Annotated in this window: 17 protein-coding genes, 2 tRNA genes and 1 other annotated feature; of the genes, 18 read left to right on the top strand and 1 reads right to left on the bottom strand. The window is 43.3% G+C overall.

Annotated elements, in window-relative coordinates; all coding sequences use genetic code 11:
• The first annotated feature begins 63 nt into the window (after positions 1 to 63).
• The 8 genes from SCJ97_10655 to fusA all read left to right on the top strand — a co-directional run bounded on the left by SCJ97_10655 (position 64) and on the right by fusA (position 10,841).
• Entirely contained in the window at positions 64 to 1,566 is a 1,503-nt protein-coding gene (locus tag SCJ97_10655) for a pyruvate carboxylase subunit B (protein MDW7740494.1), read from the top strand.
• A gap of 70 nt (positions 1,567 to 1,636) precedes the next feature.
• Positions 1,637 to 1,865: a binding site (T-box leader), on the top strand.
• 52 nt (positions 1,866 to 1,917) lie between these two features.
• Positions 1,918 to 2,793, top strand: a complete 876-nt coding sequence (ilvE, locus tag SCJ97_10650) for a branched-chain-amino-acid transaminase (GenBank protein MDW7740493.1) — start codon at positions 1,918 to 1,920, stop codon at positions 2,791 to 2,793.
• A 75-nt stretch (positions 2,794 to 2,868) separates the two neighbouring features.
• A complete protein-coding gene (gene ilvD / locus SCJ97_10645; protein ID MDW7740492.1) occupies positions 2,869 to 4,560 on the top strand; it encodes a dihydroxy-acid dehydratase in 1,692 nt (563 codons plus the stop codon).
• Positions 4,557 to 6,248: a biosynthetic-type acetolactate synthase large subunit gene (gene ilvB, locus SCJ97_10640; protein MDW7740491.1), complete on the top strand. Its 1,692-nt coding sequence runs from the start codon at positions 4,557 to 4,559 to the stop codon at positions 6,246 to 6,248. Before ilvD ends, ilvB begins: the two co-directional genes overlap by 4 nt.
• Positions 6,248 to 6,742: an acetolactate synthase small subunit gene (gene ilvN, locus SCJ97_10635; protein MDW7740490.1), complete on the top strand. Its 495-nt coding sequence runs from the start codon at positions 6,248 to 6,250 to the stop codon at positions 6,740 to 6,742. The genes ilvB and ilvN overlap by 1 nt, the downstream gene beginning before the upstream one ends.
• Positions 6,743 to 6,796: 54 nt before the next feature.
• Complete coding sequence (gene leuC / locus SCJ97_10630; GenBank protein ID MDW7740489.1) at positions 6,797 to 8,077, top strand: 3-isopropylmalate dehydratase large subunit; 1,281 nt, start codon at positions 6,797 to 6,799, stop codon at positions 8,075 to 8,077.
• A complete protein-coding gene (locus SCJ97_10625; GenBank protein ID MDW7740488.1) occupies positions 8,077 to 8,574 on the top strand; it encodes a 3-isopropylmalate dehydratase small subunit in 498 nt (165 codons plus the stop codon). Before leuC ends, SCJ97_10625 begins: the two co-directional genes overlap by 1 nt.
• Before the next feature lie 179 nt (positions 8,575 to 8,753).
• Positions 8,754 to 10,841, top strand: a complete 2,088-nt coding sequence (gene fusA, locus SCJ97_10620) for an elongation factor G (GenBank protein MDW7740487.1) — start codon at positions 8,754 to 8,756, stop codon at positions 10,839 to 10,841.
• Positions 10,842 to 10,875: 34 nt separating this feature from the next.
• Here the strand turns inward: fusA and SCJ97_10615 are convergent, their stop codons facing one another.
• On the bottom strand, positions 10,876 to 12,090 hold the full coding sequence (locus SCJ97_10615) for a carboxylate--amine ligase (protein ID MDW7740486.1): 1,215 nt from the start codon (positions 12,088 to 12,090) through the stop codon (positions 10,876 to 10,878).
• Between the two features lie 189 nt (positions 12,091 to 12,279).
• On the opposite strand from SCJ97_10615, the gene SCJ97_10610 reads away from it, so the two are divergent.
• The 10 genes from SCJ97_10610 (at position 12,280) to SCJ97_10565 (ending at position 23,305) form a co-directional block, all read left to right on the top strand.
• Positions 12,280 to 13,386 carry a D-alanine--D-alanine ligase family protein gene (locus tag SCJ97_10610; GenBank protein MDW7740485.1) on the top strand — a complete coding sequence of 369 codons (1,107 nt, stop codon included), beginning with the start codon at positions 12,280 to 12,282 and terminating at the stop codon, positions 13,384 to 13,386.
• A gap of 213 nt (positions 13,387 to 13,599) precedes the next feature.
• Entirely contained in the window at positions 13,600 to 14,097 is a 498-nt protein-coding gene (locus SCJ97_10605) for a uracil-DNA glycosylase (protein MDW7740484.1), read from the top strand.
• A 94-nt stretch (positions 14,098 to 14,191) separates the two neighbouring features.
• Positions 14,192 to 14,884 carry a response regulator gene (locus tag SCJ97_10600; GenBank protein MDW7740483.1) on the top strand — a complete coding sequence of 231 codons (693 nt, stop codon included), beginning with the start codon at positions 14,192 to 14,194 and terminating at the stop codon, positions 14,882 to 14,884.
• Positions 14,884 to 16,296 carry an ATP-binding protein gene (locus SCJ97_10595; protein MDW7740482.1) on the top strand — a complete coding sequence of 471 codons (1,413 nt, stop codon included), beginning with the start codon at positions 14,884 to 14,886 and terminating at the stop codon, positions 16,294 to 16,296. The genes SCJ97_10600 and SCJ97_10595 overlap by 1 nt, the downstream gene beginning before the upstream one ends.
• A gap of 109 nt (positions 16,297 to 16,405) precedes the next feature.
• Positions 16,406 to 18,457, top strand: a complete 2,052-nt coding sequence (locus SCJ97_10590; GenBank protein ID MDW7740481.1) for a GerMN domain-containing protein — start codon at positions 16,406 to 16,408, stop codon at positions 18,455 to 18,457.
• A gap of 83 nt (positions 18,458 to 18,540) precedes the next feature.
• On the top strand, positions 18,541 to 20,250 hold the full coding sequence (gene argS / locus SCJ97_10585; protein ID MDW7740480.1) for an arginine--tRNA ligase: 1,710 nt from the start codon (positions 18,541 to 18,543) through the stop codon (positions 20,248 to 20,250).
• A gap of 49 nt (positions 20,251 to 20,299) precedes the next feature.
• Positions 20,300 to 21,577, top strand: coding sequence for a serine--tRNA ligase (gene serS / locus SCJ97_10580; GenBank protein MDW7740479.1), 1,278 nt, complete (start codon positions 20,300 to 20,302; stop codon positions 21,575 to 21,577).
• A gap of 278 nt (positions 21,578 to 21,855) precedes the next feature.
• Positions 21,856 to 22,953 (top strand): hypothetical protein, encoded by a 1,098-nt coding sequence (locus SCJ97_10575; protein ID MDW7740478.1) that lies wholly within the window; start codon positions 21,856 to 21,858, stop codon positions 22,951 to 22,953.
• A 160-nt stretch (positions 22,954 to 23,113) separates the two neighbouring features.
• Positions 23,114 to 23,200, top strand: a tRNA-Ser gene (locus tag SCJ97_10570).
• 10 nt (positions 23,201 to 23,210) lie between these two features.
• Positions 23,211 to 23,305 (top strand) — tRNA-Ser (locus tag SCJ97_10565).
• Positions 23,306 to 23,535 lie beyond the last annotated feature (230 nt).

The raw sequence follows: 23,535 nt of genomic DNA, 5'->3' as shown, positions 1-23,535 counted from the left end.
CATTTAAATAAATGTCTGTTTGTTTCTTATAAAAACTAACCGGAAGAGGTGGGATAAGTATAAATGATTGAACAGAAAAAAATCGGAATAACAGATACTTCGCTGCGCGATGCCCACCAATCTCTTCTAGCAACCAGAATGCGCCTGGTTGAGATGCTGCCCGTTGTTGAGTTGATGGATCAAATTGGATATCATTCGTTGGAAGTTTGGGGTGGAGCTACCTTTGATGCTTGTATGCGTTTTTTGGATGAAGATCCCTGGGAAAGGCTGCGTGCTCTTCGAAAAGGGTTAAAGAATACGAAATTGCAAATGCTATTACGCGGCCAGAATATTGTCGGCTACAGGCATTATCCCGATGATGTTCTCGAAGAATTTATCAAGAAAGCAGTTTCAAACGGTATTGATATTATTCGAATATTTGATGCCCTGAATGACCTGCGAAATATGGAGCGGGCAATTCATTTTACCTCCCGGGAAGGAGCTCATGCCCAGGGAACATTATGTTATACAATCAGTCCACTCCATGATGTTGATTACTTTGTCAACATGGGCAAAGAGCTAAAAAGTATTGGAGTTCATTCAATTTGTATCAAAGACATGGCGGGTTTAATTGCGCCCTATGATGCATATACACTGGTAAGCCGACTAAAGAAGGAAGTTGGATTACCAGTTCAGCTTCACTGTCATTACACCAGCGGCATGGCTTCGATGGCTTACCTGAAAGCAGCCGAAGCCGGTGTGGATGTAATTGACACTGCTAATGCTGCGCTGGCCATGGGAGCCAGCCAACCTGCAACCGACAGTATGGTTGCCGCTTTTCGAAATACTCCCTATGATACCGGTTTGGATCTGGAATTGTTAACTAAAGTTAGTGAACATTTTAATGAGATCAGCTGTGGATATGATATAGCAAGGGAAGCTCTCGGAGTTGATACGAATGTTTTGAGCTATCAGATTCCCGGTGGGATGATCTCCAATCTGGCTTCGCAGCTGGCAGAGCAAAAAGCGACGCACCTTTTAAAAGATGTACTTGCTGAAGTTCCCCGGGTCAGGGCTGATCTGGGATACCCGCCTTTGGTTACTCCAAGCAGCCAAATTGTAGGTACCCAGGCCGTGGTTAATGTGTTAACAGGGGAACGTTACAAGATGGTATCCACTGAGATAAAGAATTATCTGCGGGGACTTTACGGTCGTCCCCCAGGAGATGTTAGTGAAGAACTGATCGAAAAGGTTTTAAAAAAAGAAAAGCCAATCAACGGACGACCGGCAGACCTGCTGGAACCTCAGCTTGAATCAGCCAGGAGTGAAATTGCTGAATATATAGAGCAGGATGAAGACGTGCTCTCTTATGTTATTTTCCCTAACGTGGCTATCGACTTTTTTAAAAGGAGAAAGGGGTTACTGCCAAAATTAGAGTTAAGCAGTAGCTGTAATGGCGGCCGGGTAGTAAATACAATTAAACCGGCGAACGATAAAGGAAAAAATGCTGCAGTAGAAAAATTTTCATTTATCGATGAAAGCCTGATCTGGTCTGATGATAATATCTTTGTATATCCGGTTGTTTGAGCTTTTTAAAGCAAACATTTCCTGTTGACACTGAAGAATTGGGAAGCTATAATTATAGGCAATCTTTAAAAAACAAGCCAGGAAGGACAGGAGTAGGCAGGACCCTTTTCACAGAGATCCGGGGCAGCTGAAAACCGGTAAAGGTGGATTGCTGAAAGTCGGTCTGGAGCTGTCCGGTTGAATGAACTAGTAAGCCGGACCGGGTTGATACCGTTATCAAAATCACCGAGCACTATCTTCCCTCCAGCAGGGAAATGGGAAAAGGGTGGTACCGCGGAGGAAATCCCTTCGCCCCTTTGGGCGAGGGGTATTTTTGTATTCTTTCATTTTTAACATGAAGGGGCGATAGATGTGGAAAGAGTTATATTCATGAATGACAAATTGGTTCCGGAAGAAAAAGCGGTTATCTCAGTTTTTGATCATGGTTTTCTTTATGGAGACGGTGTTTTTGAGGGCATCAGGGCTTATAATGGTCGTGTATTTAAACTTGTCGAGCATGTAAAGAGATTATATGAGTCGGCACACTCAATCATGCTTCCTATTCGCTATACCCAGGAAGAAATGATTAGAATAATTGTTGATACAATCAATGCTAATGATTTGAGGGACGCCTATATCAGGGTTGTCGTATCCCGCGGATCAGGAGATTTGGGGCTGGATCCCCGTAAATGTAAAGAATCCCAGGTAGTAGTTATTGCTGATAAAATAGTTTTATATCCCGAGGAACTTTATGAAAAAGGACTTTCTGTAATAACAGTCGCAACAAACCGCAACATTTCTGCCGCCCTGGATCCAAAAATTAAATCGTTAAATTATCTCAATAACATCCATGCAAAGATTGAGGCGAACCGGGCTGGAGTTCTTGAAGCATTAATGATGACCAACCAGGGTTATATTTGTGAAGGTACAGGTGATAATGTATTTATATACCGCAAAGGGCAACTGATTACACCTCCCCCTTACCTCGGCATTCTGGAAGGTGTGACCCGGGAGGCCATTATTAAGCTGGCTTCACAGGATGGGATAAAACTTAAGGAAGAACCTTTCACTCGCCATGATGTATATGTATCAGATGAATGTTTCTTAACCGGTACTGCTGCTGAAGTAATTCCGGTAATAGAAGTTGATATGCGGAAAGTTGGTACCGGCCTTCCCGGTCCGGTGACACGCAGGCTTATGGACTTGTTCAGGGCACTGACCCGGACAGAAGGTACTCCGCTGGATTAACAGCGTGATTATATTATTTATTTATGAATAATGGTATTTAGACTAGAATAAGCCATTGAACTCAGGAGGTTAGTCATGCGTAGTCACAGGGTAACAAAAGGTCTAGACCGGGCTCCACACCGCGCGTTGTTCAGAGCCGCCGGCTTTCACCCGGAAGAGCTGAACCGCCCGCTAATCGGAATTGTAAATTCAGCTAACGAAATTATCCCCGGACATATACATCTAGGAAATATTGCAGAGGCTGTTAAAACAGGTGTACGTTTAGGTGGGGGAACACCTGTGGAGTTTTCCACGATTGGTGTTTGCGATGGCATAGCCATGAATCATGCCGGAATGCACTACTCGCTGGCAAGTAGAGAAATAGTTGCTGATAGTATTGAGGTAATGGTTGAAGCACATTGTTTTGATGCTCTTGTTATGATAACCAATTGTGACAAAATAACTCCTGGAATGATGATTGCCGCTGCCAGATTAGATCTGCCAACAATTATGATTAGTGGTGGACCGATGCTGGCTGGAGATTACGATGGTAAAAAAGTTGATCTGAGCACTGTTTTCGAAGGGGTAGGTTCTGTCCGTGCCGGAAAATCAACGGAAGAAGAGCTGGAAGATATGGCTTCAAAAGCATGTCCCGGTTGTGGGTCATGTGCCGGTATGTTTACCGCAAACTCAATGAATTGTATGGCTGAAGCCATCGGTTTGGCGTTGCCGGGTAACGGAACGGTTCCGGCGGTGAAAAGTGATCGTATTCTATTGGCTAAGGAAGCAGGAATGCGGATCGTGAAGCTTCTTGAAGCAGGAATTACGGCCTGTAAAATACTGGTTCACGAAGCATTTAAAAATGCTCTCGCAGTTGATATGGCCCTGGGTTGTTCAACAAATACTGTTCTTCACCTGACTGCCCTGGCTCATGAAGCAGGACATGATTTTGACTTAAACATGATAAATGAAATCAGTATGAAAACTCCTCAGCTTTGCCTGCTGAGTCCAGCCGGGCCAAACCGGATTGAAGATCTGGATCGGGCAGGTGGTGTTAAGGCTGTGATGAAAGAGCTTTTAGATGCCGATAAAATAAATCCGGAACTGATTACTGTAACCGGGAAGACGGTTGGTGAAAACCTTCAGGGAGCCGAGGTGCATGATCGCTCGGTTATCAACTCGGTTGACAAACCTTATCGCGAAGAAGGAGGTTTGGCTATTTTATTCGGTAACCTTGCACCCGAAGGGGCTGTAGTTAAACAAGGTGCTGTTTCTGCAGCGATGCAGATTTTCGAAGGCAAAGCCCGTGTTTTTAATTCAGAGGAGATGGCCGTGGAAGCAATCAGCAAAGGCTTAATCAAGGAAGGTTCAGTAGTGGTTATACGATATGAAGGGCCGCGGGGAGGACCGGGCATGAGAGAAATGCTCGCTCCAACTTCAGTTCTGGCCGGAATGGGTTTAGATGATAAAGTTGCCCTGATAACAGACGGACGTTTTTCCGGAGCAACCCGTGGCGCTTCTATCGGACATGTATCTCCGGAAGCAGCTGCCGGTGGGCTTATTGCCCTTATTGAGGAAGGCGATATTATTGCGATAAATCTGCCTAAAAGATCCCTCGAGCTAAAGGTTTCCGATGAACTGCTAAAAAAACGCAGTGAATCCTGGCATGCTCCTCAACCGAAAATTAACAGAGGATACCTGAAGCGCTATGCTAACCAGGTATCGTCAGCCGGAAGAGGTGCGGTTTTAAGCAGCAATATGAACTGTAAGGCAGGTGACGCCCGATGAAAAAGAAGATGGTTAAAGGTTCGGCTATGATATTGTCTGCGCTCGAAAAAGAGGGAGTTGAAATTATTTTTGGTTTTCCTGGAGGAGCAGTACTCCCTTTATATGATCAACTATACAGCTCTTCAATTAGACACCTGTTGGTAAGGCATGAACAGGGAGCTGTTCATGCAGCTGATGGTTATGCCCGAGTGAGCGGCAAACCCGGAGTTGTTTTTGCAACCTCAGGACCGGGAGCAACAAACCTGGTTACCGGTATTGCCAATGCTTATATGGATTCTGTACCATTGGTGTTAATCACCGGACAGGTCGCCAGCGGTTATATCGGAACCGATGCTTTTCAGGAAGCGGATATAACCGGGATAACTTTACCGATTACCAAGCACAATTACCTGGTTGGAACTGCTGAAGAACTACCGCATATACTGGCCGAAGCGTTTTATATAGCCTCAACCGGGCGTAGAGGTCCAGTGCTTATTGATGTCCCCAAAGATGTATTTGACCAGGAAGCGCCGTTCAATTACGAAAAACAGGTTCATATTAAGGGTTATAACCCGACTTATGAAGGACACGCAGGACAGATCAGCAGAGCTGTTAAGGCCATACGTGATGCAAAACGCCCTGTTATCTTTGGTGGAGGTGGATTAATCAGAGCAGGTGCATCCGGGATCCTCCGTGAATTTGCAGAACAGGCGCAGATACCGGTGAGCCTTTCATTAATGGGATTGGGTGCATACCCCGGCGATGGAGATCTTTTCCTGGGCATGCCCGGTATGCACGGCAGTGTTACAGCCAATTATGCTCTAACTGAAACTGACCTGATTATTGCTACGGGGGTAAGGTTTGACGACCGGGTTACAGGGAAGCTAGATACATTTGCCTGTAATGCAAAAATCATCCATATTGATATTGACCCGGCGGAAATTGGTAAAAACGTTACAATCGATATTCCAATTGTTGGAGATGTAAAGCTGGTGCTCGAAGAACTGATCAAGAAATTAAAACCCGGGAATACTTCCAAATGGTTAAAGCAGCTGGAAACGTGGCAAAAGGAATATCCTCTGCCAGTCGGATTCAATGGCCGGGAAAGTAAACTAAAACCCCAGTTCGTAATCAGAGAGCTTAGTCGGCTTAGTGGCGATAATACAATAGTTGCAACTGATGTCGGACAGCATCAGATGTGGTCTGCCCAGCACTTTATAGTGCGCCAGCCGGCTTCTTTTATTACTTCCGGTGGCTTGGGGACAATGGGTTATGGCTTTCCGGCAGCTATCGGAGCCCGATTGGCTTCACCTGACAGTAAAGTAATCTGCATAACCGGTGATGGCAGTTTTCAGATGAATATCCAGGAGTTAGCCACAGCGGTTAATAACAAACTCGATATGACAATCGCCTTGATAAACAATAGTAACCTGGGCATGGTCCGGCAGTGGCAAAATATCTTCTATAATAAAAGGTATTCATATACGGCTCTTCATGGCAATCCTGATTTTGTAAAGGTTGCCGAAGCGTATGGTGCGAAAGCGCTGAGAGCAACAAATAACAATGAAGCTACTGCAGCAATTGAAAAGGCGTTAACGGAAAAAGGACCGGTTCTGATCGATTTTGTCGTCGACCCGGATGAAAATGTATACCCCATGGTTGCGCCGAATTGTCCGATAAACCAAATTATAACTGGGGGTGATTATTGATGAAACAGGTTCTTGCTGTAATCGTTGAAAATAAGCCCGGGGCACTGACAAGGGTTTCCGGACTATTTAGCCGCCGGGGTTTCAACATTGAAAATATTGCAGTTGGTGAAACGGTCACGCCGGGTATTTCTAGAATGACTATAACAGTCGAAGGCAGCGAAAAAGTGATTGAACAGGTTGTTAAACAGCTGCATAAACTGATTAATGTTATTAAGGTTAGCAATCTCTCGAACGAGCCTTCTGTTATGCGTGAACTGATGCTTTTAAAAGTAAAAGCAGAAACCGGATTTCGCAGTGATATTCAGCAGATTGTTGAAACTTTCAGGGGTAAAGTGGTCGATGTATCACCGGATTCGATGATTATAGAGGTAACCGGAAATGATGATAAGCTGGAAGCTATTAAATTACTTTTACAGCATTTTGGGATCAAAGAAATCGTGCGCACAGGAAAAGTGGCTATGTTAAGGGGTTCTATGGTTACCAGAGAGAGTTAAACGAAATTATATCAATACCTCATAGCAATAAAAATATCCGAAAAGAGGATGAAGATGGTTAAAAAGCATAATACCGGTTCTACGATGGTGGAAAAAATTCTTGCCAAAAATGCATCTTTAGATAAAGTAAAACCTGGCGATCTGGTTAACGCCAGAGTTGATCTGGCCCTTGGTAATGATATTACTGCACCGGTTGCTATTAAAGAATTTCAACGTTTTGGCCTGGATAGGGTTTTTGATCCGGATAAGATAGTGCTTGTTCCTGATCATTTTACGCCCAATAAAGATATAGCTTCTGCGGAGCAGGCGAAAGTTTTACGTCTCTTTGCCGAAAAATTTGGTATCAGGAACTACTTTGAAGTTGGTCGGATGGGTATTGAGCATGCATTATTACCGGAGCAAGGATTGGTCTGGCCAGGCATGGTAATTATTGGAGCAGATTCTCATACATGTACTTATGGTGCCTTGGGAGCTTTTGCAACTGGAGTTGGAAGTACAGATCTGGCTGCAGCTATGGCACTTGGGGAAACCTGGTTCAGAGTGCCCTCTACACTCCGGTTTGAGTATATCGGAGATATTCCCGACTGGATTGGCGGGAAAGATTTAATTTTATATACTATCGGGCAAATCGGTGTTGATGGTGCACGTTACAAGGCAATGGAATTTGCCGGTTCTGCTATCGAAAAACTTTCGATGGACGGACGCCTGACCATGGCAAATATGGCAATTGAAGCAGGTGGGAAATGCGGATATATCCAACCGGATGATATAACTTTTAAATATCTGGAAGGAAGAGTTGCGCAATCATATTCGCCAGTTTATAGCGACGATAATGCGGAGTATGAAAAGATTTATCAGTACGATATCAGCAGGCTTGAACCGCAGATAGCTTTCCCCCCTTCACCCGATAATGTTCGGCCTGTTTCTGAAGCCAGGGAGATTAAAATTCAACAGGTTGTGATTGGATCCTGCACAAACGGACGGATCGAAGATCTTAGAATAGCTGCTTCCCTGCTTAAAGGAAAACGAGTCCATCCAAAGGTCAGACTCCTGGTAATTCCGGCAACACAAATGATATACCGTAAGGCTATCGAGGAAGGATTGATGACTATCTTCATCGACGCCGAAGCAGCAGTTAGTACTCCTACCTGTGGACCCTGCCTGGGGGGTCATATGGGTATTCTGGCCAGTGGCGAAAGAGCGCTGGCTACTACGAATCGTAATTTTATCGGCAGAATGGGTCATCCAGCCAGTGAGGTATATCTATGCAATCCAGCTGTAGCTGCGGCTTCTGCTGTAGCCGGTAAAATTGTCCACCCCGGGGAGGTTTTCTGATGAAAATAGAAGGCAAAATATGGTTGTTTGGTGACAACGTAGATACTGATGCTATTATCGCTGCACGCTACTTGAATACCGTAGATCCTGCAGAACTGGCTGCGCATCTGATGGAGGATATTAAGCCTGATTTCCCGGATCTGGTTAAACCCGGTGATATCTTGGTGGCCGGCAGTAATTTCGGATGTGGCAGCTCACGGGAACATGCTCCACTGGCTATTAAAGGTGCCGGTATATCCTGTGTTATTGCTTCCAGCTTTGCCCGGATCTTTTTCCGCAATGCAATTAATATCGGATTGCCTATTCTGGAGTGTACTGATGATTTATCAAATCTTGTGTCCGGAATAGACAGACTAAGTATTAACCTGGATCAGGGGACAATTGAAAATTTGCAAAATGGTGAAATCTATCACGCTACCCCCTTTCCGCCTTTTATGCAGGAGCTTATCAACAGCGGCGGCTTAATTGAATATGTGAAGGCACGCTTGGGAAAATAATATTTTTTACAGACAAAAGAGCATTTACTATTTGCATTTTTTTAGCGATAATGGTAGGGTGTAACCGGAAGTAAATCTTTATTTGATAGCGGTTTGAACATCTACTCTTCCCCTTTTATTGGTTATAATTTATTGAACCGGCAGAGTAAACTGCCGGACGATTTTGAGGAGGCCTATAGATGAAGAAGTACACTAGCGAAAATATTCGCAACGTAGCATTTATTTCCCATGGCGGTGCCGGTAAGACTTCTCTTACTGAAGCGCTGCTTTTTTCATCGGGAGCAGTAAACCGGCTAGGCAAGATTGAAGCTGGTAATACGACTACTGATTACGATCCTGATGAAATAAAAAAACAGGTAACAATTAATGTCGGTCTTGCTCCACTGGAGTGGGACGGAGTGAAAATCAACTTGCTCGACACTCCGGGATATTTTGACTTTATCGGAGATGTACTAGGGGCATTAAGGGTTGCAGATAGCGTAGTTACAGTTGTTTGCGCTGTTTCAGGAGTTGAGGTCGGTACAGAAAAGGTTTGGAGTTACGCCAACAATTTTAACCTGCCACGGTTTGTTGTCATCAATAAACTTGACCGTGAAAATGCTAATTACGAAGGAACCCTGGATCAACTTCGCTCTCATTTTGGGTTAAATGTGGCTCCCCTGCAGATGCCTATCGGGAAAGAAGCTGAATTCAAAGGAGTAGTTGATCTGGTCAAACAGAAAGCACTTCTCTTTTCAGCTGATGGCATGAAAACAACCGAGGGAGATATTCCCGAAGATCTTCTTGCTGCAGCACAGGATCTTCGCGAAAAATTGTTAGAAGCTGTAGCCGAGGCAGACGACTCTTTACTTGAAAAATACCTGGAAGGCGAAGAACTTACCACGGATGAAGTATACAGAGGGCTTCGCCAAGGAGTTTTGAAAGGGAAAATAATTCCTGTCTTGTGCAGTGCAGCAACTAAGAATTTTGGCACGCAACCGTTGCTCGATCTGATCAAGCGCTATTTACCCTCTCCATTGGACATGGAGGAAGTAAAAGGATATCTACCTGGAAGTGAAGATGAAATCACTCGTAAACTGAGTCCTTCCGAGCCACTTTCAGCCTTTGTTTTTAAAACGCTTGCTGACCCTTATGTGGGCAGGATCAACTATTTCCGGGTATATTCGGGAAGTATTAAGCCCGACAGCCAGGTATACAACTCAACAAAAGATATTATCGAACGTTTTGGCCAGGTATTCTCTATGCGTGGTAAAAACCAGGTTTCAATGGATGAAGTTGTGACAGGAGATATAGCCTGTGTCGCCAAACTTCAAAATACCGCTACAGGTGATACCCTATGTGATAAAAGCAAACCCATAGTTTTCCCCGTACTGCAATTTCCTGAACCGGTAATTTCCTTTGCCGTTGAACCTAAAACAAAGGGAGATGAAGAAAAGGTCAGCAGCGGATTGGCCCGCTTCCTTGAAGAAGATCCAACTTTCAAGCTTGAGAGAAAAGCCGAAACCAAGCAGACTGTGATATCCGGTCTGGGCGAGCTGCACCTAGAGATTATTGTTAATCGATTATCACAGAAATTTGGTGTTGACGTTGATTTATCAACACCGAAGGTTCCATATAAAGAAACAATTCGTGGTCAGTCGAAGGTTGAAGGAAAACACAAGAAGCAGTCCGGTGGTCGTGGCCAATTCGGTCATGTATACCTTGAACTGGAACCGGCTGAAACCGGCCAGGGTCTGGTATTTGAAGATAAAATTTTTGGTGGGTCAGTTCCCAGACAGTATATCCCGGCAGTTGAAAAAGGTGTTCGCGAAGCAATGGAAGAAGGGGTTGTCGCTGGATACCCGGTAGTGGATATTATAGTCAGGCTTGTTGATGGCTCATATCATACAGTTGACTCGTCCGAAATGGCCTTTAAAATTGCCGCCGCACAGGCTTTTCGCAAGGGGATGGAGCAGGCCGGAGCAGTACTGCTGGAACCGGTCATGAACGTTGAGGTTATAGTGCCTGAATCGTTTATGGGTGATATAATGGGAGACTTGAATAGTAAGAGAGGACGTATTCAGGGGATGGAGCCTGAGGGAGGATTACAAAAAATTCGAGCCCAGGTACCTATGTCTGAGATGTTCAAGTATTCGATTGACCTGCGTTCAATGACTCAAGGCAGGGGTTTCTTCACAATGGTTTTCTCGCACTACGAAGAAGTACCACACCAGGTTGCTGAGCAGGTAATAGCCTCTGCAAAATCAGGAAAAGAAGAGGAAGCTTGAGTTTAATATAATAAAAAATGGAAGAGGGGCGAAATCAATTCGCCCCTCTTTCTTGTCTTGTAATCAGACGCTTGATTTTGTTCAAACCTTTTCTGGTTATTAACCAGGCAAAAGAAAAAAGCGGCTTCCAGTCATCTGTTGCCAAAATAGCGTGAGCTTTATAATGGCTTGCCCAGGGTTTGATGATCTGCCATAAGGTTAATTGCTTTGTTTTCAGATATGCTATATTGCTGATCAGATCTTCATAGGCGTGCCAGAAAGCCCACGGTTTATTTTCGGCCAGGTGAAAGTCGGGTAAAGGATCATCAATTAAATCTCTGTACATTGCATATGTAAACTCCACACCGCATTTATCAAAAAGGATATTTAAAGTACTCAAACGGGCGTTAATTTCGATCAGCTTGAATTCTCCTGTACGGAAATCTTTTTTAAATTCAATTTCACCGTAACCCCTGTAGTTAATTCGTTTCATATACATTTGACCTAATTCGATCAATTCTTGGTCATATAGCTGGTGGGTAAGAGTTGATGACCCAAAATTAATCGGAAACTGACGTAATTTTTGTCCACTAAATGTATGGGTAGCGTTACCATATTTGTTTATGTATGTATCATATACGTACATCTGGTCGTCAAATCCGGGGATGATTTCCTGTACCATCACTTCAAGGCTGCTTTTCCTGGCAGTTTCCAGCGCGGATAATAAATCTTCTTTGTTATTCGCAAAAAGACATTTTTGCCGAAATACTTTAACAAATTTATGCGAAAGAGCCGGTTTGATTATACAGGGATAAGGCATTTCCAGTGCTATTTGATTCAGATTACTATACTGGTTGACTATATAGGTTTTTGGTATGCTAAGATCATGTTTGATAGCCAGTTCATATAAACCATTTTTATCAATGATTTTTTCCAGTAAACCAGGTTCCATGATCGGAAACCTGTAATGCTTGGCAAGTTTGTCAGAATGCCTTGATACCATCAGAGCATAATTATCAGCTGTTGACATCAGGACAGGGCGCAATGTAAATTGATTAGAATAATTTATAAGAAAATCTACCAACTCTTTTTCATTGCTGTTTATGTCGGGACAAAGTACTTTTCTGGTTACATATTTTGAGGAGAGAGCATAAGCTGTGGAAAAATCATAATCAAATGCATGAACCGGAACTCCTCTTCTGCCCAGAGTTCTTATTGCTCCCAGGGAGGTATAGAAATTTGCTCCCAGCATAATTACCGGTATTTGCATTAGCAACAATCCTTCTTTTTCTTTTCTATTAATATGGTATTAAGGTATTATGATTATATCGTAACTTTATATAACCTCCTGCACTTTTGCAATAGATAAACTACATATAAACTGTATAACGCTGTATGATATAATCATAATGCCCGCAACCAACAGCGGGCTTAACAGTATTTAGGGAGTTGATAATAAATGATCCAGAAAACCGTAGCTGTTATCTTTGGCGGTAGGTCAGGTGAGCATGTTGTTTCTTTAAGATCCGCAGCTTCAATCATGGATGCCATTGATTCAGAAAAATATAAAATTATCCCTGTTGGAATCAGCCGGGAAGGTCTTTGGTATTCCGGGAGTGATATCTGGCAGGCATTCTGGGAATATCGCCTTCCTGTGAATGCTGCAAAAACAGTATTGTTAACCGACCCGTCCCAACCCGGCCTATTAATACAATCTGAAAAATCACCGGTTGAATGGAACTACCAACCGCTGGATATAGTCTTTCCTATATTACATGGTACTTATGGAGAAGATGGCACTATCCAGGGGTTATTTGAAATGGCTGGCATTCCATATGTTGGTTCCGGAGTGCTTGCTTCCAGTGTTTCCATGGATAAAGTGGTTATGAAAATATTATTTGAAAGAGCCGGTTTACCGGTTGCTTCTTATGTTTACTTCCACCGGCATGAGTGGGTTCAGGATCGCTCTAGCTGGCAGGATACAATAATAAAACAACTGGAGTTGCCTTGTTTCGTTAAGCCGGCAAATCTTGGCTCCAGCGTTGGTATAACAAAGGTCAGTTCTTTGGACGAGTTGGGAGCGGCTGTAGAAGAAGCATTTTTATACGATGAAAAAGTGATTGTAGATAAGTTTATTGATGGAAGGGAAATTGAATGCAGTGTTTTGGGAGATCTGGACGTCCAAGCTTCCAGACCCGGTGAAATTATTCCTTGTAATGAATTTTATGACTATCGGGCTAAATATATCGATGATCGATCTGAGCTGATCGTTCCTGTTGAACTCTCTTTGGATATTGAAGAAAAAGTAAGGAATTATTCCATTAAAGCATTTCAAGTTGTTGAAGGAAGCGGTCTGGCCAGGGTTGATTTCTTTATTGAAAGGGTTTCTGGACGGGTAATAGTCAATGAAATTAATACCATGCCTGGATTTACCAGTATAAGCATGTATCCAAAACTATGGGAAGCAAGTGGTATCAGTTATCCGGAACTGGTAAACCGCCTTCTTGATATTGCAGAGAGTCGTTTTATAAGGAGAAAATCCCTGATGGTAGCTCCTCCGGAATAAATGCTCCAGTGAAGGAATAACTGTTCTGACTGTTGAATTAATTGCGATACTAAAAATTATCTTTCGGTACATTTTGGGGTGAGGACAATCACAGAGCGACAGCAGTCTTTGATTGAACTGATTAATTCACATAAAAATCAAAGCACACCTGCAGAAGATCCTGTACAAAAACTAGAGCGGTTAAAACAAACCTGCCTAACCTGTAACAATTGTATTCTGAGAAGTACATGCACACAGGTTGTGTTTGGAGATGGTAATCCGCAAACCAAACTGATGCTTATCGGAGAAGGTCCTGGAGCGGATGAAGATCGTATTGGGATACCTTTTGTCGGAAGGGCCGGACAGCTGCTGGACAGGATCCTGGCTGCAGCAGATATAAAGAGAGAAGAAGTATATATCGCCAACATTGTAAAGTGCAGACCCCCTTCCAATAGATTGCCTCTTCAATCTGAAGTAGAAGCATGCCTTCCTTACCTGAAGGAGCAGATCGAATTAATAAATCCGGAAATTATTGTTTGCCTCGGTGCCCTGGCGACTAAAACTTTAATCGGTCAGAATTTGTCAATAACCCGCTGTAGGGGAACCTGGCATGAATGGGATTCAAGACGCATTATAGCAACTTTTCACCCGGCAGCGCTGCTAAGAGATCCCGGCAAGAAAAAATATGTTTGGGAAGACATAAAAGAAGTAATAAAGTATTATAAGAAGTAAGCATAGTTGGAAATGAAACTAAATAAGAACGACTGGTTAATTAATGAAAACGGGTATTGTAAATTTTCAAAACAGATCAGGGAGGTTTCGGCTGATGAATAAAGATCTGGTATTAGTTGTTGATGATGAGAAAACGCTCGTTAAAGCGCTCACTTTTAACTTGGAAAAAGAAGGCTTTCGGGTTGAACAAGCGTATGATGGAGAGGAAGCATTACAGAAAGTAGTTGAAGTAAAACCTGATATTGTGGTTCTTGATCTCATGCTCCCCGGACTGGATGGATTTGAAGTCTGCCGCCGTATTCGAAAAAAGCATGATGTTCCAATAATTATGCTTACTGCCCGTAGCGAGGACATCGATAAGGTCTTAGGTTTGGAACTGGGAGCGGACGATTATCTCACTAAACCTTTTAATGCAAGAGAATTGGTTGCCAGAATTAAGGCAATACTCAGGAGGACTACCGCCCGGGAGGAAGAACCAAAAAAAGTGATTCAAATCGGTGACTTACAGGTAGACTTGCTCCAGCACAGGATCCGCCTCGGTGAGAAGGATGTTAACCTGACATCGAAGGAATTTGCTCTTTTAAGTTTTTTAGCCACAAACGCCGGGAATGTTTATTCCCGTGAACAGCTCTTGGAACAGGTATGGGGTTATGATTACTATGGAGATGTTCGAACTGTCGATGTACATATCAGGCATATCAGGGAAAAAATCGAAGCTGATCCAAGCAATCCGGATTATATCATTACCGTATGGGGGACTGGTTATAAAATCAGGGAGGATGCTTGATGCTTAAGTTTTACAGCATCCGTTTCCGCCTGACAGCCTCTTTCCTGGCAATTATCCTGGCGGTAATGGTAATCATCAGTATATTTCTCTTTAACACTCTGGAGCATTACTACCTGAGCAATATGCAGGAAAGCCTTGAAATTTCTGGTTTTCTGGCTTCTGACTTTTTAGTGGGCCACCTGCGAGGTCAGATCGACTCGGTACGTTTAAGCACCCTGGCTGAAAATATGAGCCGTCAGGCCCAGGCCAGGGTTATATTTACCGATCAGCAGGGGCTTGTTGTGGGTGATTCAATTAGGATTGGAGGAATGCTGAATCAGCTTTTAACGCATGAAGATGTTGCTGTTGCCCTGCAGGGTGTTGTAAGCAGCAGTGTGAGCTTTAGTGAAAGGCTGCAGCAGCCGGTAATGCAGGTTGCCATACCTGTTAAGGATGAAAATGAGATTGTCCTTGGAGTTATAATTCTATCTGCCTCAATGGAAAATCTATACCAAACCCTTGATGATATAAGAACTTTTCTATTTTTAGCAACTGTAATTGCTATGGCTGTAGTCGGGGGTGGCTCAGTAATTTTAGCCCGTCGATTTACCGGTCCACTTGAAGAGTTAACTACAGCTGCCCGGAAAATGGCAGAGGGAAAACTTGATCAGCATATTGAATTTAAATCGAAAGATGAGATCGGACGGCTTGCTGAACAGTTTAACCTGATGGCAAAGAAATTAAATTACTACACAAGCAATCTTAAGAAGTTTGCAGCCGATGTCGCCCACGAGGTCCGGACCCCGCTTACGACAATGAGTTTATTGACCAAAGCCTTATTGGAACATGACATGAATAAAAAACAGCAAAAAGAGTTTGTATCAGATCTGGATGGTGAACTGGAAAGACTGACCGCACTTGTAAATGATCTGCTTGAACTTTCAAAACTCGAAAAAAATAACCTTGAGCAGGAAAATATTACTTTAAACCTATTGCTTAGCGACATGCTTAATGAAAATGAATATCGTTTTTCGCATGCGGGGCTTGAATTGATCTATGAAAAACCCGGTCAGGATTATATCGTACGCGCGGCACCCATGCAGTTGAGACAGGTAATCAGCAATCTTTTGGATAATGCCTTAAATTATACTCCGCCCGGAGGAGCGATCACTATATCATTGTACAGGGAAGGCGAAGAAGTTATTACCGGAATTAGCGATACAGGTTGCGGCATACCTGAGGAAGATTTAAGTTTCATTTTTGATAGATTTTTTAGGGTAGATCGAGCCCGTTCAAGAGAGGCGGGTGGAACCGGTCTCGGCCTGGCTATTGTCAATGAAATAGTGACAAAACATGGTGGTCGCGTTTGGGTGGAAAGTAATCTTGGTGAAGGAAGCAATTTCTATTTTGCCCTGCCGTTGGTCACTGAGTAGGGAATTATTATTAAAACTTAATGATAGATTATTATCTTTATTAGAAATCACTAATAAACTTATGATAGAATAACATGCACTTTGGTTTTTAGTCCGGAGGGGTTAACTTATGAAAAGGATTCAGCCATTTTATTATATAATCTCACTGGCTATGTTATTTATACTGGCCGGTTTTGTATTGTACATAATTCAGTTCCTTCCCCGCGCAGAATCATCTTCATTGGCAATTGATCCGCAGTCAGCCGACCAGGGTGAAGCCCTTTACGATTTGTGGTTTACCAGCACGAGTATCCTTGATCTAACAGTTGACTATGGATTGAATGGTATTCTTTTTAGCACAGGCAATAACTCTGTAAGCCTGCTCGACCGCGAACGCAGGCTTTTGTGGGACAGATCTTTTGCAACTGCACCTGGTCAGGCAAAAATTTCACAGTGCGGCAATTATGCAGTAATTGGGACATCCGGGGGAAGACTTCTTTATACAACTTCAGATCAGCAAATTTGGTGGGAAAATGAAGGGGATCCAATAGATCTTGTTGCAATCTCTCCAACTGCTTCCTGGATAGTTGTTTCCCGATCAAACCCGGACGAAGACTTTAACAACCTGGACTTTTTTAACCAAAAAGGTGAATCCCTCTGGACAATTGAAACAGAGCCGGTTATTAATCTCTTCCTGACCAGTGAGTACCTCGAACAGGCGAATATCTACTACACTTATATTGAGGAAGAAATACCGAAAGTCAGGGCCTTAAACCTTAACGGCGAAGAAGTGTGGAGTTTTGAAAATCAGACATTGGCCGCAGTTTCAAGACATGGAAGCCGCCTGGCTGCCGTCAAGGGCAATCAGTTAATTGTATATGATTCACTGGGTTATCTCTTGTGGGATACCATACTTCCTTTTGAACCCCAAAAAGTTATCTTTAATCCACAGAATTATAACCGTTTATTGGTCTACGGTAGCAGGGAAGGCGCAGGTGAAAACCTTTATTATTTTGATCTTGCCCAGGATCTTCTCTGGATGAAACGCATACCTGATGGTTCACTCTTCTCTTTTACTTCAGACGGGCAGCATATTGTAACCAGCTCCTGGCGCCATTTCAGGGAAGACTATACACAGATGCTATTACTGAACAGGGATGGTGAAGAGATAAACAGCTGGGAAGTTGCAATGCGTGTTGAGAAATTAATCTTGTCCGGCCATCCTTATCTGGCAGTAGTATGCGGTGAAGATGGCTATATAGATTTAATTAATCTTCGCCCTCTACTTTCAGAAAGCGGTAATGGTAATAATGAAACAGCTTCCGGTCCAATTTATAACCCGGTTACAACTGGCCTTTCGGCGAATCAAACTAAAATACAGCTATACTTTATTGATGAAAATGCCAACCTGATTCCCGTTACAAGAACTATCAGCCAGACAGAGAACCCGATCCGTTCTGCAATGGAAGAACTTATACGCGGCCCGGCAAGGGGTAGCGCTCTATACAGGACAATCCCGGATAAAAACGTTTATGCAGAAGTTGAATTTTCTGCAGAGAACGGTCAGCTTTCTTTGGATATGCCTCCGGAACTGTTTGAGCTGAACGGTACAATCCAAAGTGCATCAGCTTTACAATCGTTAATTTTGACAGTCAGTGCTTTCAACGAAGTAAAAGAAATCTATTTGACTGTACGAAGGCAGCCTATTGTATCCTTCGGCGATATGATAATCGCAGAACAGCCAATTCAACCAATCAGGTGGGAGAATCCGATTTATACTCCGATAATGAGCGGTTACAGGTATTATCTGACTATCCGGGAAGGAGCTACTGAAAATACGGATAACATAGATCTCGACAATCTAATTTCACAGTCTTTACGAGCTTCAAGATCACTTACTTTTGTACCATCGGATTTAAACCTGCTTGGTATTATGCAAACTCCGGAACAGGTGCAGGTTAACCTGAACAGCAGCTTTAAAGAAATATTCCCTGAAAATGGCAGCGAACAGGATTACCTCCGGGCTACTCTTATTCTGGATGCAATTTTCCTTACCGTTTTTGAAAACAGCAGATCACAGAGGGTTGAAATATTAATTGAAGGTGATAGTTGGGCTCCACCTGCAGGGTATCCTCCGCTTAGCAGATTTTACCGACAACCATATTTTATCAATCCGGAATAAACATGGTATTAAAAATATAGTCATATTTGTCATTCACCTCGCTTTGAGCTAAAATAAGTGAAAAAGCTCCGAGGAGAATCTATATGCAGAAGCTAAATGAAGAGGTAAGTCGGATTCTGGCTCCACTGGTGTCCATGGAACCGGCTGATATTATTAAACTACTGGAAACCCCCCCCGACCCGACTTATGGCGACCTTGCTTTTCCCTGTTACACCCTGGCTAAAACCCGGGAAAAAGCTCCTCACCTTATTGCTGTCGAGTTGAGTGATAAATTGGCCGATCAGGCTGGTTTCTTTTGGTCAAAAACAGCCCCTAAAGGTCCTTATCTTAATTTTTTTATTGCACCAAAAGAATATGGCCGTGAAGTATTGGCACAGATTTGGGAAGATGGAAATAAATACGGGCATACTAATCTTGGCGAAGGTCGAAATGTTCCGATTGACTATTCATCTCCCAATATTGCCAAACCATTCGGAGTAGGTCATATCCGTTCAACAGTTATCGGCCACTCGCTTTATTTAATCTATAAAGCATTGGGTTATAACAGTATAGGAGTCAATCATCTTGGTGACTGGGGAACCCAGTTTGGTAAATTAATAGTAGCTTTCAAACGTTGGGGCAATGAGAATGATCTGGAATCCGATCCTGTAGATTACCTGTATCGTTTATATGTTCAATTTCACAGAGAAGCTGAAAACGATCTTACCCTGGACGACGAAGCACGCTTATGGTTCAAGAAGCTTGAAGAAGGAGACACTGAAGCGATAGCCTTTTGGGAGCGGTTCCGCCGGCTAAGCCTTGATAATTATTCTGTTATATACGATCTTTTAGGTATAAAGTTTGAACATTTTCATGGAGAAAGCCATTATAATGAAATGCTCGATGATGTAATAAAGCTTATCCAGGAGAAGAAAATTGCCAGGGAAAGTGAAGGGGCCCTGATCATAGATTTAGAGCCCTACAGCCTTCCACCGGTTATGCTCCGCAAAAAAGATGGGGCAACTCTATATATTACCCGTGATATCGCTGCCGCGATATACAGGAAAAGGAGATTTGATTTTGCCCGATCACTTTATGTCGTCGGTGCCGAACAGACTTTGCACTTTCAACAGCTATTTAAGGTCCTGGAGCTGTTAGGTTTTGACTGGGCTAAAGACTGTGTCCACGTGCCATTCGGCTTAATCCGCTTTAAAGAAGGCAGAATGTCAACCCGGGCCGGTAAAATTATTCTGCTTGAAGAGGTGCTGCAGCGTTCCATAGATATGGCCCGGGAGATTATTGAAGAGAAAAACCCCGAACTTCCGGACAAAGAAAGTGCTGCCAAAGCTGTAGGCCTTGGAGCAGTACGTTTCGGTGATTTAAGCAATGACAGGATCAAGAATATAGAGTTTGACTGGGATAAAGTCCTGGATTTCTCCGGAGAAACTGCAGCATATATCCAGTACGCCCATGCCCGTATTTGCAGTATATTACGCAAAGCTGAACCTGAATTTCTGAAATGGGACAACACAGCCGCATCCAAACTGATCAAGGATGAGGAAATCAACCTGATCAAAACTTTAGCCCAATTACCCGATAAAATATTTGCTTCGGCAGAAAATTACCGTCCTTCCATTCTTGCCCGTTATTTAATAGATGTTGCCCGGGAATTTAACCGTTTTTATCATAATTGTCCTGTTCTAAGCAGTGAAGGGAAACTTCAACATGGAAGGTTGTTGTTGATCAGCGCTGCAAGACAGGTTATTTCAAATGGTTTGGGACTCCTTGGCATTATTGCCCCGGAAGAAATGTAAATGATAATTATTATGACTACGATCCAGCAATATAAGGGAGGATTATGATATGCTCGATCTTAAATTCGTTCGTGAAAACCCTGAAATCGTCCGCCAGGCTATGGAACTAAAGGATGAAGAAGGTGATCTTGAAAGCCTTCTCGCCAGGGATAATGAGCGTCGTGATTTGTTAAAAGAAGCGGAAGAGTTGAAACAGATCCGCAACAGGGTATCCAAGGAAATTGGGCAGGCTGGAGCTGACAGTGAAACATCTTACAGAAAAAAAGAAGAAATGCGGGAAGTAGCTCAGAAAATAAAAACCTTGGATGAGCAACTTCGCCAGGTTGATGCGGAATTGGAACAGCTTCTATTGAGCCTACCAAATATTCCTGATCCGGTAGTCCCCAGGGGAACAGATGAATCCGACAACGTTGAGATTCGCAGTTGGGGTAAACGCCCTGAATTTAGTTTTGAGCCTTTAGCTCACTGGGATATCGGGGCCAACCTGAACATAATTGATTTTCCCCGGGCAGGAAAGATCACCGGCAGCCGCTTTGCTCTCTATTTTGGGGCCGGCGCCCGACTTGAAAGGGCCCTTATTAACTTTATGCTTGATCTTCATACATCTGAGCATGGTTACCGGGAAGTATTCCCCCCCTTTCTTGTTAACGCAGCCAGTATGACCGGAACCGGCCAGCTGCCGAAATTTGCCGAAGATGCTTTCCGGGTTGAGGGAACGGACTACTATCTTATACCTACTGCAGAAGTACCTGTGACCAATCTACACCGTGATGAGATACTGGAAGAAAACCAGCTTCCTCTCTATTATGTAGCTTACAGCGCCTGTTTCCGGGCTGAAGCCGGAGCTCATGGAAGGGACACCCGGGGACTTATCCGTCAACACCAGTTCAACAAGGTGGAATTGGTTAAGTTCGTTCTTCCGGAAAAATCAGATGAAGAACTGGAAAAGCTGACGAAAAACGCCGAAAAAGTGCTACAGATGCTGGAACTGCCTTACCGGGTGATGCTCATGTGCTCCGGTGATCTCGGATTTGCACCGGCTAAGAAATATGATCTTGAGGTCTGGTTGCCTGCATATAACACTTACCGTGAAATCTCTTCTTGCAGTAACTTTACCGACTTTCAGGCCCGCCGGGCAAATATTCGGTTCAGGCCTGCAGATGGTAAGAAAATCAAATTTGTTCATACCCTTAACGGTTCAGGTGTTGCTGTAGGTAGAACAGTAGCTGCTATACTTGAAAATTACCAACAGCAAGACGGCTCTGTAATAATTCCAAAAGTCCTCCGCCCTTACTTTAACGGCCAGGAGAAAATTACTGTTTCTTGATCATATTTATACTCAAATGATATTCCATAATATTAACATGAGGACCTAGCATTAAGCCGCAATCTTCAACAACGCGGCTTTTACTTTTTTTTATATGAATTTAATTTCTTAAGTTAATATGTTTTCTTAAAAACAATGGAAAGCAGGCAATAATGAGGTTGTTGGCTTGTTGGCGGAAACTTTGTGAATGTTTTAACGTTGACCCAATCGAACTTTTATGTTACGATAGTCAGCGTATGTCAATTGTAGCAATATATTAATGAAAGGAAAGGTACCGTATGAAAAGCAAGTTTTTTGTTTTACTGTTGGTATTTGGATTGTTGGCATTTGGAGTATTTGGCTGTGGCGGAGAAGAAACTGCACCAGTCGATGAAGAAGCTCCGGGAGAAGATGAGGAAGAAGTAGTTGAAACCGAAGGTTCTTACAAACTGGGCCTTGGTGTAATAACCTCAATTGGCCGGTCAAGAGACGCAACGGATGAATTAACAGCACAGGCACAGGCAGATGTAGTTATGGCTGCAGTTCTCTTTGATGCTGATGGCAGAGTTGTCAGTGTGACAATTAATAATGCTCAGACCAGAGTGCCCTTTGATGAAGATATGCAGGTTGCTGCCGATCTCACAGTTCCGGGTAAAACCAAGGTTGAACTTGGTGATGATTACGGCATGATAAGGGTCTCCGAAATTGGGAAAGAATGGTATGAGCAGATGGAAGCATTCGAAAGCTGGATGATCGGTCAGACTGTTGACGAAATCAAGAGCCTTCAGGTTAAAGTCGTTGATGATGCTCACCAGAACGTTCCTGATGTTCCTGAACTTACCTCCCTGGTAACCATTACGGTAGAAGACTACATTGCAGCTGTAGAGTACGCTTACAATCATTCAATCGATGTTGAAAATGCTGTTTCGGCAGGATTAGGTACAGAGATTTCGATTGCCCGTTCAAGAGGCTATGACGAGGCAAACGACATTATGCCCATGGCGCAGATCGATAACACCATGGCTGCTGTAGCTTTTGATGCAAACGGTGTAGTTGTAGGGGCGCTTATTGATAACGCTCAAATCAGGATCAACTTTGACGAGGAAGGTCAGGTTACTTCCGATCGTTCCGTAGCGCCGAAAACTAAAGTACAGCTTGGTGATGAATACGGCATGAGAAGAGTATCCGAGATTGATAAGGAATGGTATGAGCAGATTGCTGCTCTCAGCGAATGGATGGTCGGGCAGACTGTTGACGAGATTCTTAGCCTGCAGGTTAAGGTCGTTGATGATGCTCACCAGAACGTTCCCGATGTTCCCGAATTAACTTCATCAGTTACTATTACTGTTGAGAGTTATCTGGCATGTGTTGCAGAAGCATATGCAAACGCTAAGTAATTCAATTGACATACAACTTACGAAACACTCCTCCACAAATGTGGGGGAGTGTTTTAATGTACCCACGATTTCACGTAATTTATAAATATTTTTAATTGGGAAGTTTGATTGACATGGACTGTCTGCTTTGCTATACTGAAAAATGCAAATCTGCCTTTAAGGAGGGGTGTCCGAGCGGTTTAAGGAGCTAGTCTTGAAAACTAGTGACCCGAAAGGGCCGTGGGTTCGAATCCCACCCCCTCCGCCACTAGATACACGGAGAGATGGCCGAGAGGTCGAAGGCGGTCGCCTGCTAAGCGATTAAGCGGGACTAAAACCCGCTTCGAGGGTTCGAATCCCTCTCTCTCCGCCAAATAATCTACCATCTATTGATAAAAAGTATTTTATCAGCAGGTGGTTTTATTTTTGCCTAAAAGCCCAGCAATAAAGCCGTTCCTGCTATTCTAGAGGATCGGCTTTAACATTTACTGGGGTCTATTTCGGCGGTCATAAGAAGTAACCTCTGAATTTACCTAGGAAGTTCACAGAGGTTATCGTTGAAAGTTAGCAGGGGTGTGCATATTTTGGGTCAATCGTTGAAAG

Source organism: Bacillota bacterium, assembly GCA_033549065.1.
In the GTDB taxonomy this organism is placed as follows: Bacteria; Bacillota; Dethiobacteria; order DTU022; family DTU022; genus JAWSUE01.
The sequence above is the reverse complement of the archived record's forward strand: the minus strand, read 5'-3'. Positions and strand labels throughout refer to the sequence as shown.

Coding starts and splice junctions, on each gene's coding strand:
- SCJ97_10610 (MDW7740485.1), top strand. CDS start 12,280: ATGATCCAGAAAACCGTAGCTGTTATCTTTGGCGGTAGGTCAGGTGAG.
- SCJ97_10655 (MDW7740494.1), top strand. CDS start 64: ATGATTGAACAGAAAAAAATCGGAATAACAGATACTTCGCTGCGCGAT.
- SCJ97_10615 (MDW7740486.1), bottom strand. CDS start 12,090: ATGCAAATACCGGTAATTATGCTGGGAGCAAATTTCTATACCTCCCTG.
- serS (MDW7740479.1), top strand. CDS start 20,300: ATGCTCGATCTTAAATTCGTTCGTGAAAACCCTGAAATCGTCCGCCAG.
- leuC (MDW7740489.1), top strand. CDS start 6,797: ATGGTTAAAAAGCATAATACCGGTTCTACGATGGTGGAAAAAATTCTT.
- fusA (MDW7740487.1), top strand. CDS start 8,754: ATGAAGAAGTACACTAGCGAAAATATTCGCAACGTAGCATTTATTTCC.
- ilvD (MDW7740492.1), top strand. CDS start 2,869: ATGCGTAGTCACAGGGTAACAAAAGGTCTAGACCGGGCTCCACACCGC.
- ilvB (MDW7740491.1), top strand. CDS start 4,557: ATGAAAAAGAAGATGGTTAAAGGTTCGGCTATGATATTGTCTGCGCTC.
- SCJ97_10625 (MDW7740488.1), top strand. CDS start 8,077: ATGAAAATAGAAGGCAAAATATGGTTGTTTGGTGACAACGTAGATACT.
- SCJ97_10575 (MDW7740478.1), top strand. CDS start 21,856: ATGAAAAGCAAGTTTTTTGTTTTACTGTTGGTATTTGGATTGTTGGCA.
- argS (MDW7740480.1), top strand. CDS start 18,541: ATGCAGAAGCTAAATGAAGAGGTAAGTCGGATTCTGGCTCCACTGGTG.
- SCJ97_10590 (MDW7740481.1), top strand. CDS start 16,406: ATGAAAAGGATTCAGCCATTTTATTATATAATCTCACTGGCTATGTTA.
- SCJ97_10600 (MDW7740483.1), top strand. CDS start 14,192: ATGAATAAAGATCTGGTATTAGTTGTTGATGATGAGAAAACGCTCGTT.
- SCJ97_10595 (MDW7740482.1), top strand. CDS start 14,884: ATGCTTAAGTTTTACAGCATCCGTTTCCGCCTGACAGCCTCTTTCCTG.
- ilvN (MDW7740490.1), top strand. CDS start 6,248: ATGAAACAGGTTCTTGCTGTAATCGTTGAAAATAAGCCCGGGGCACTG.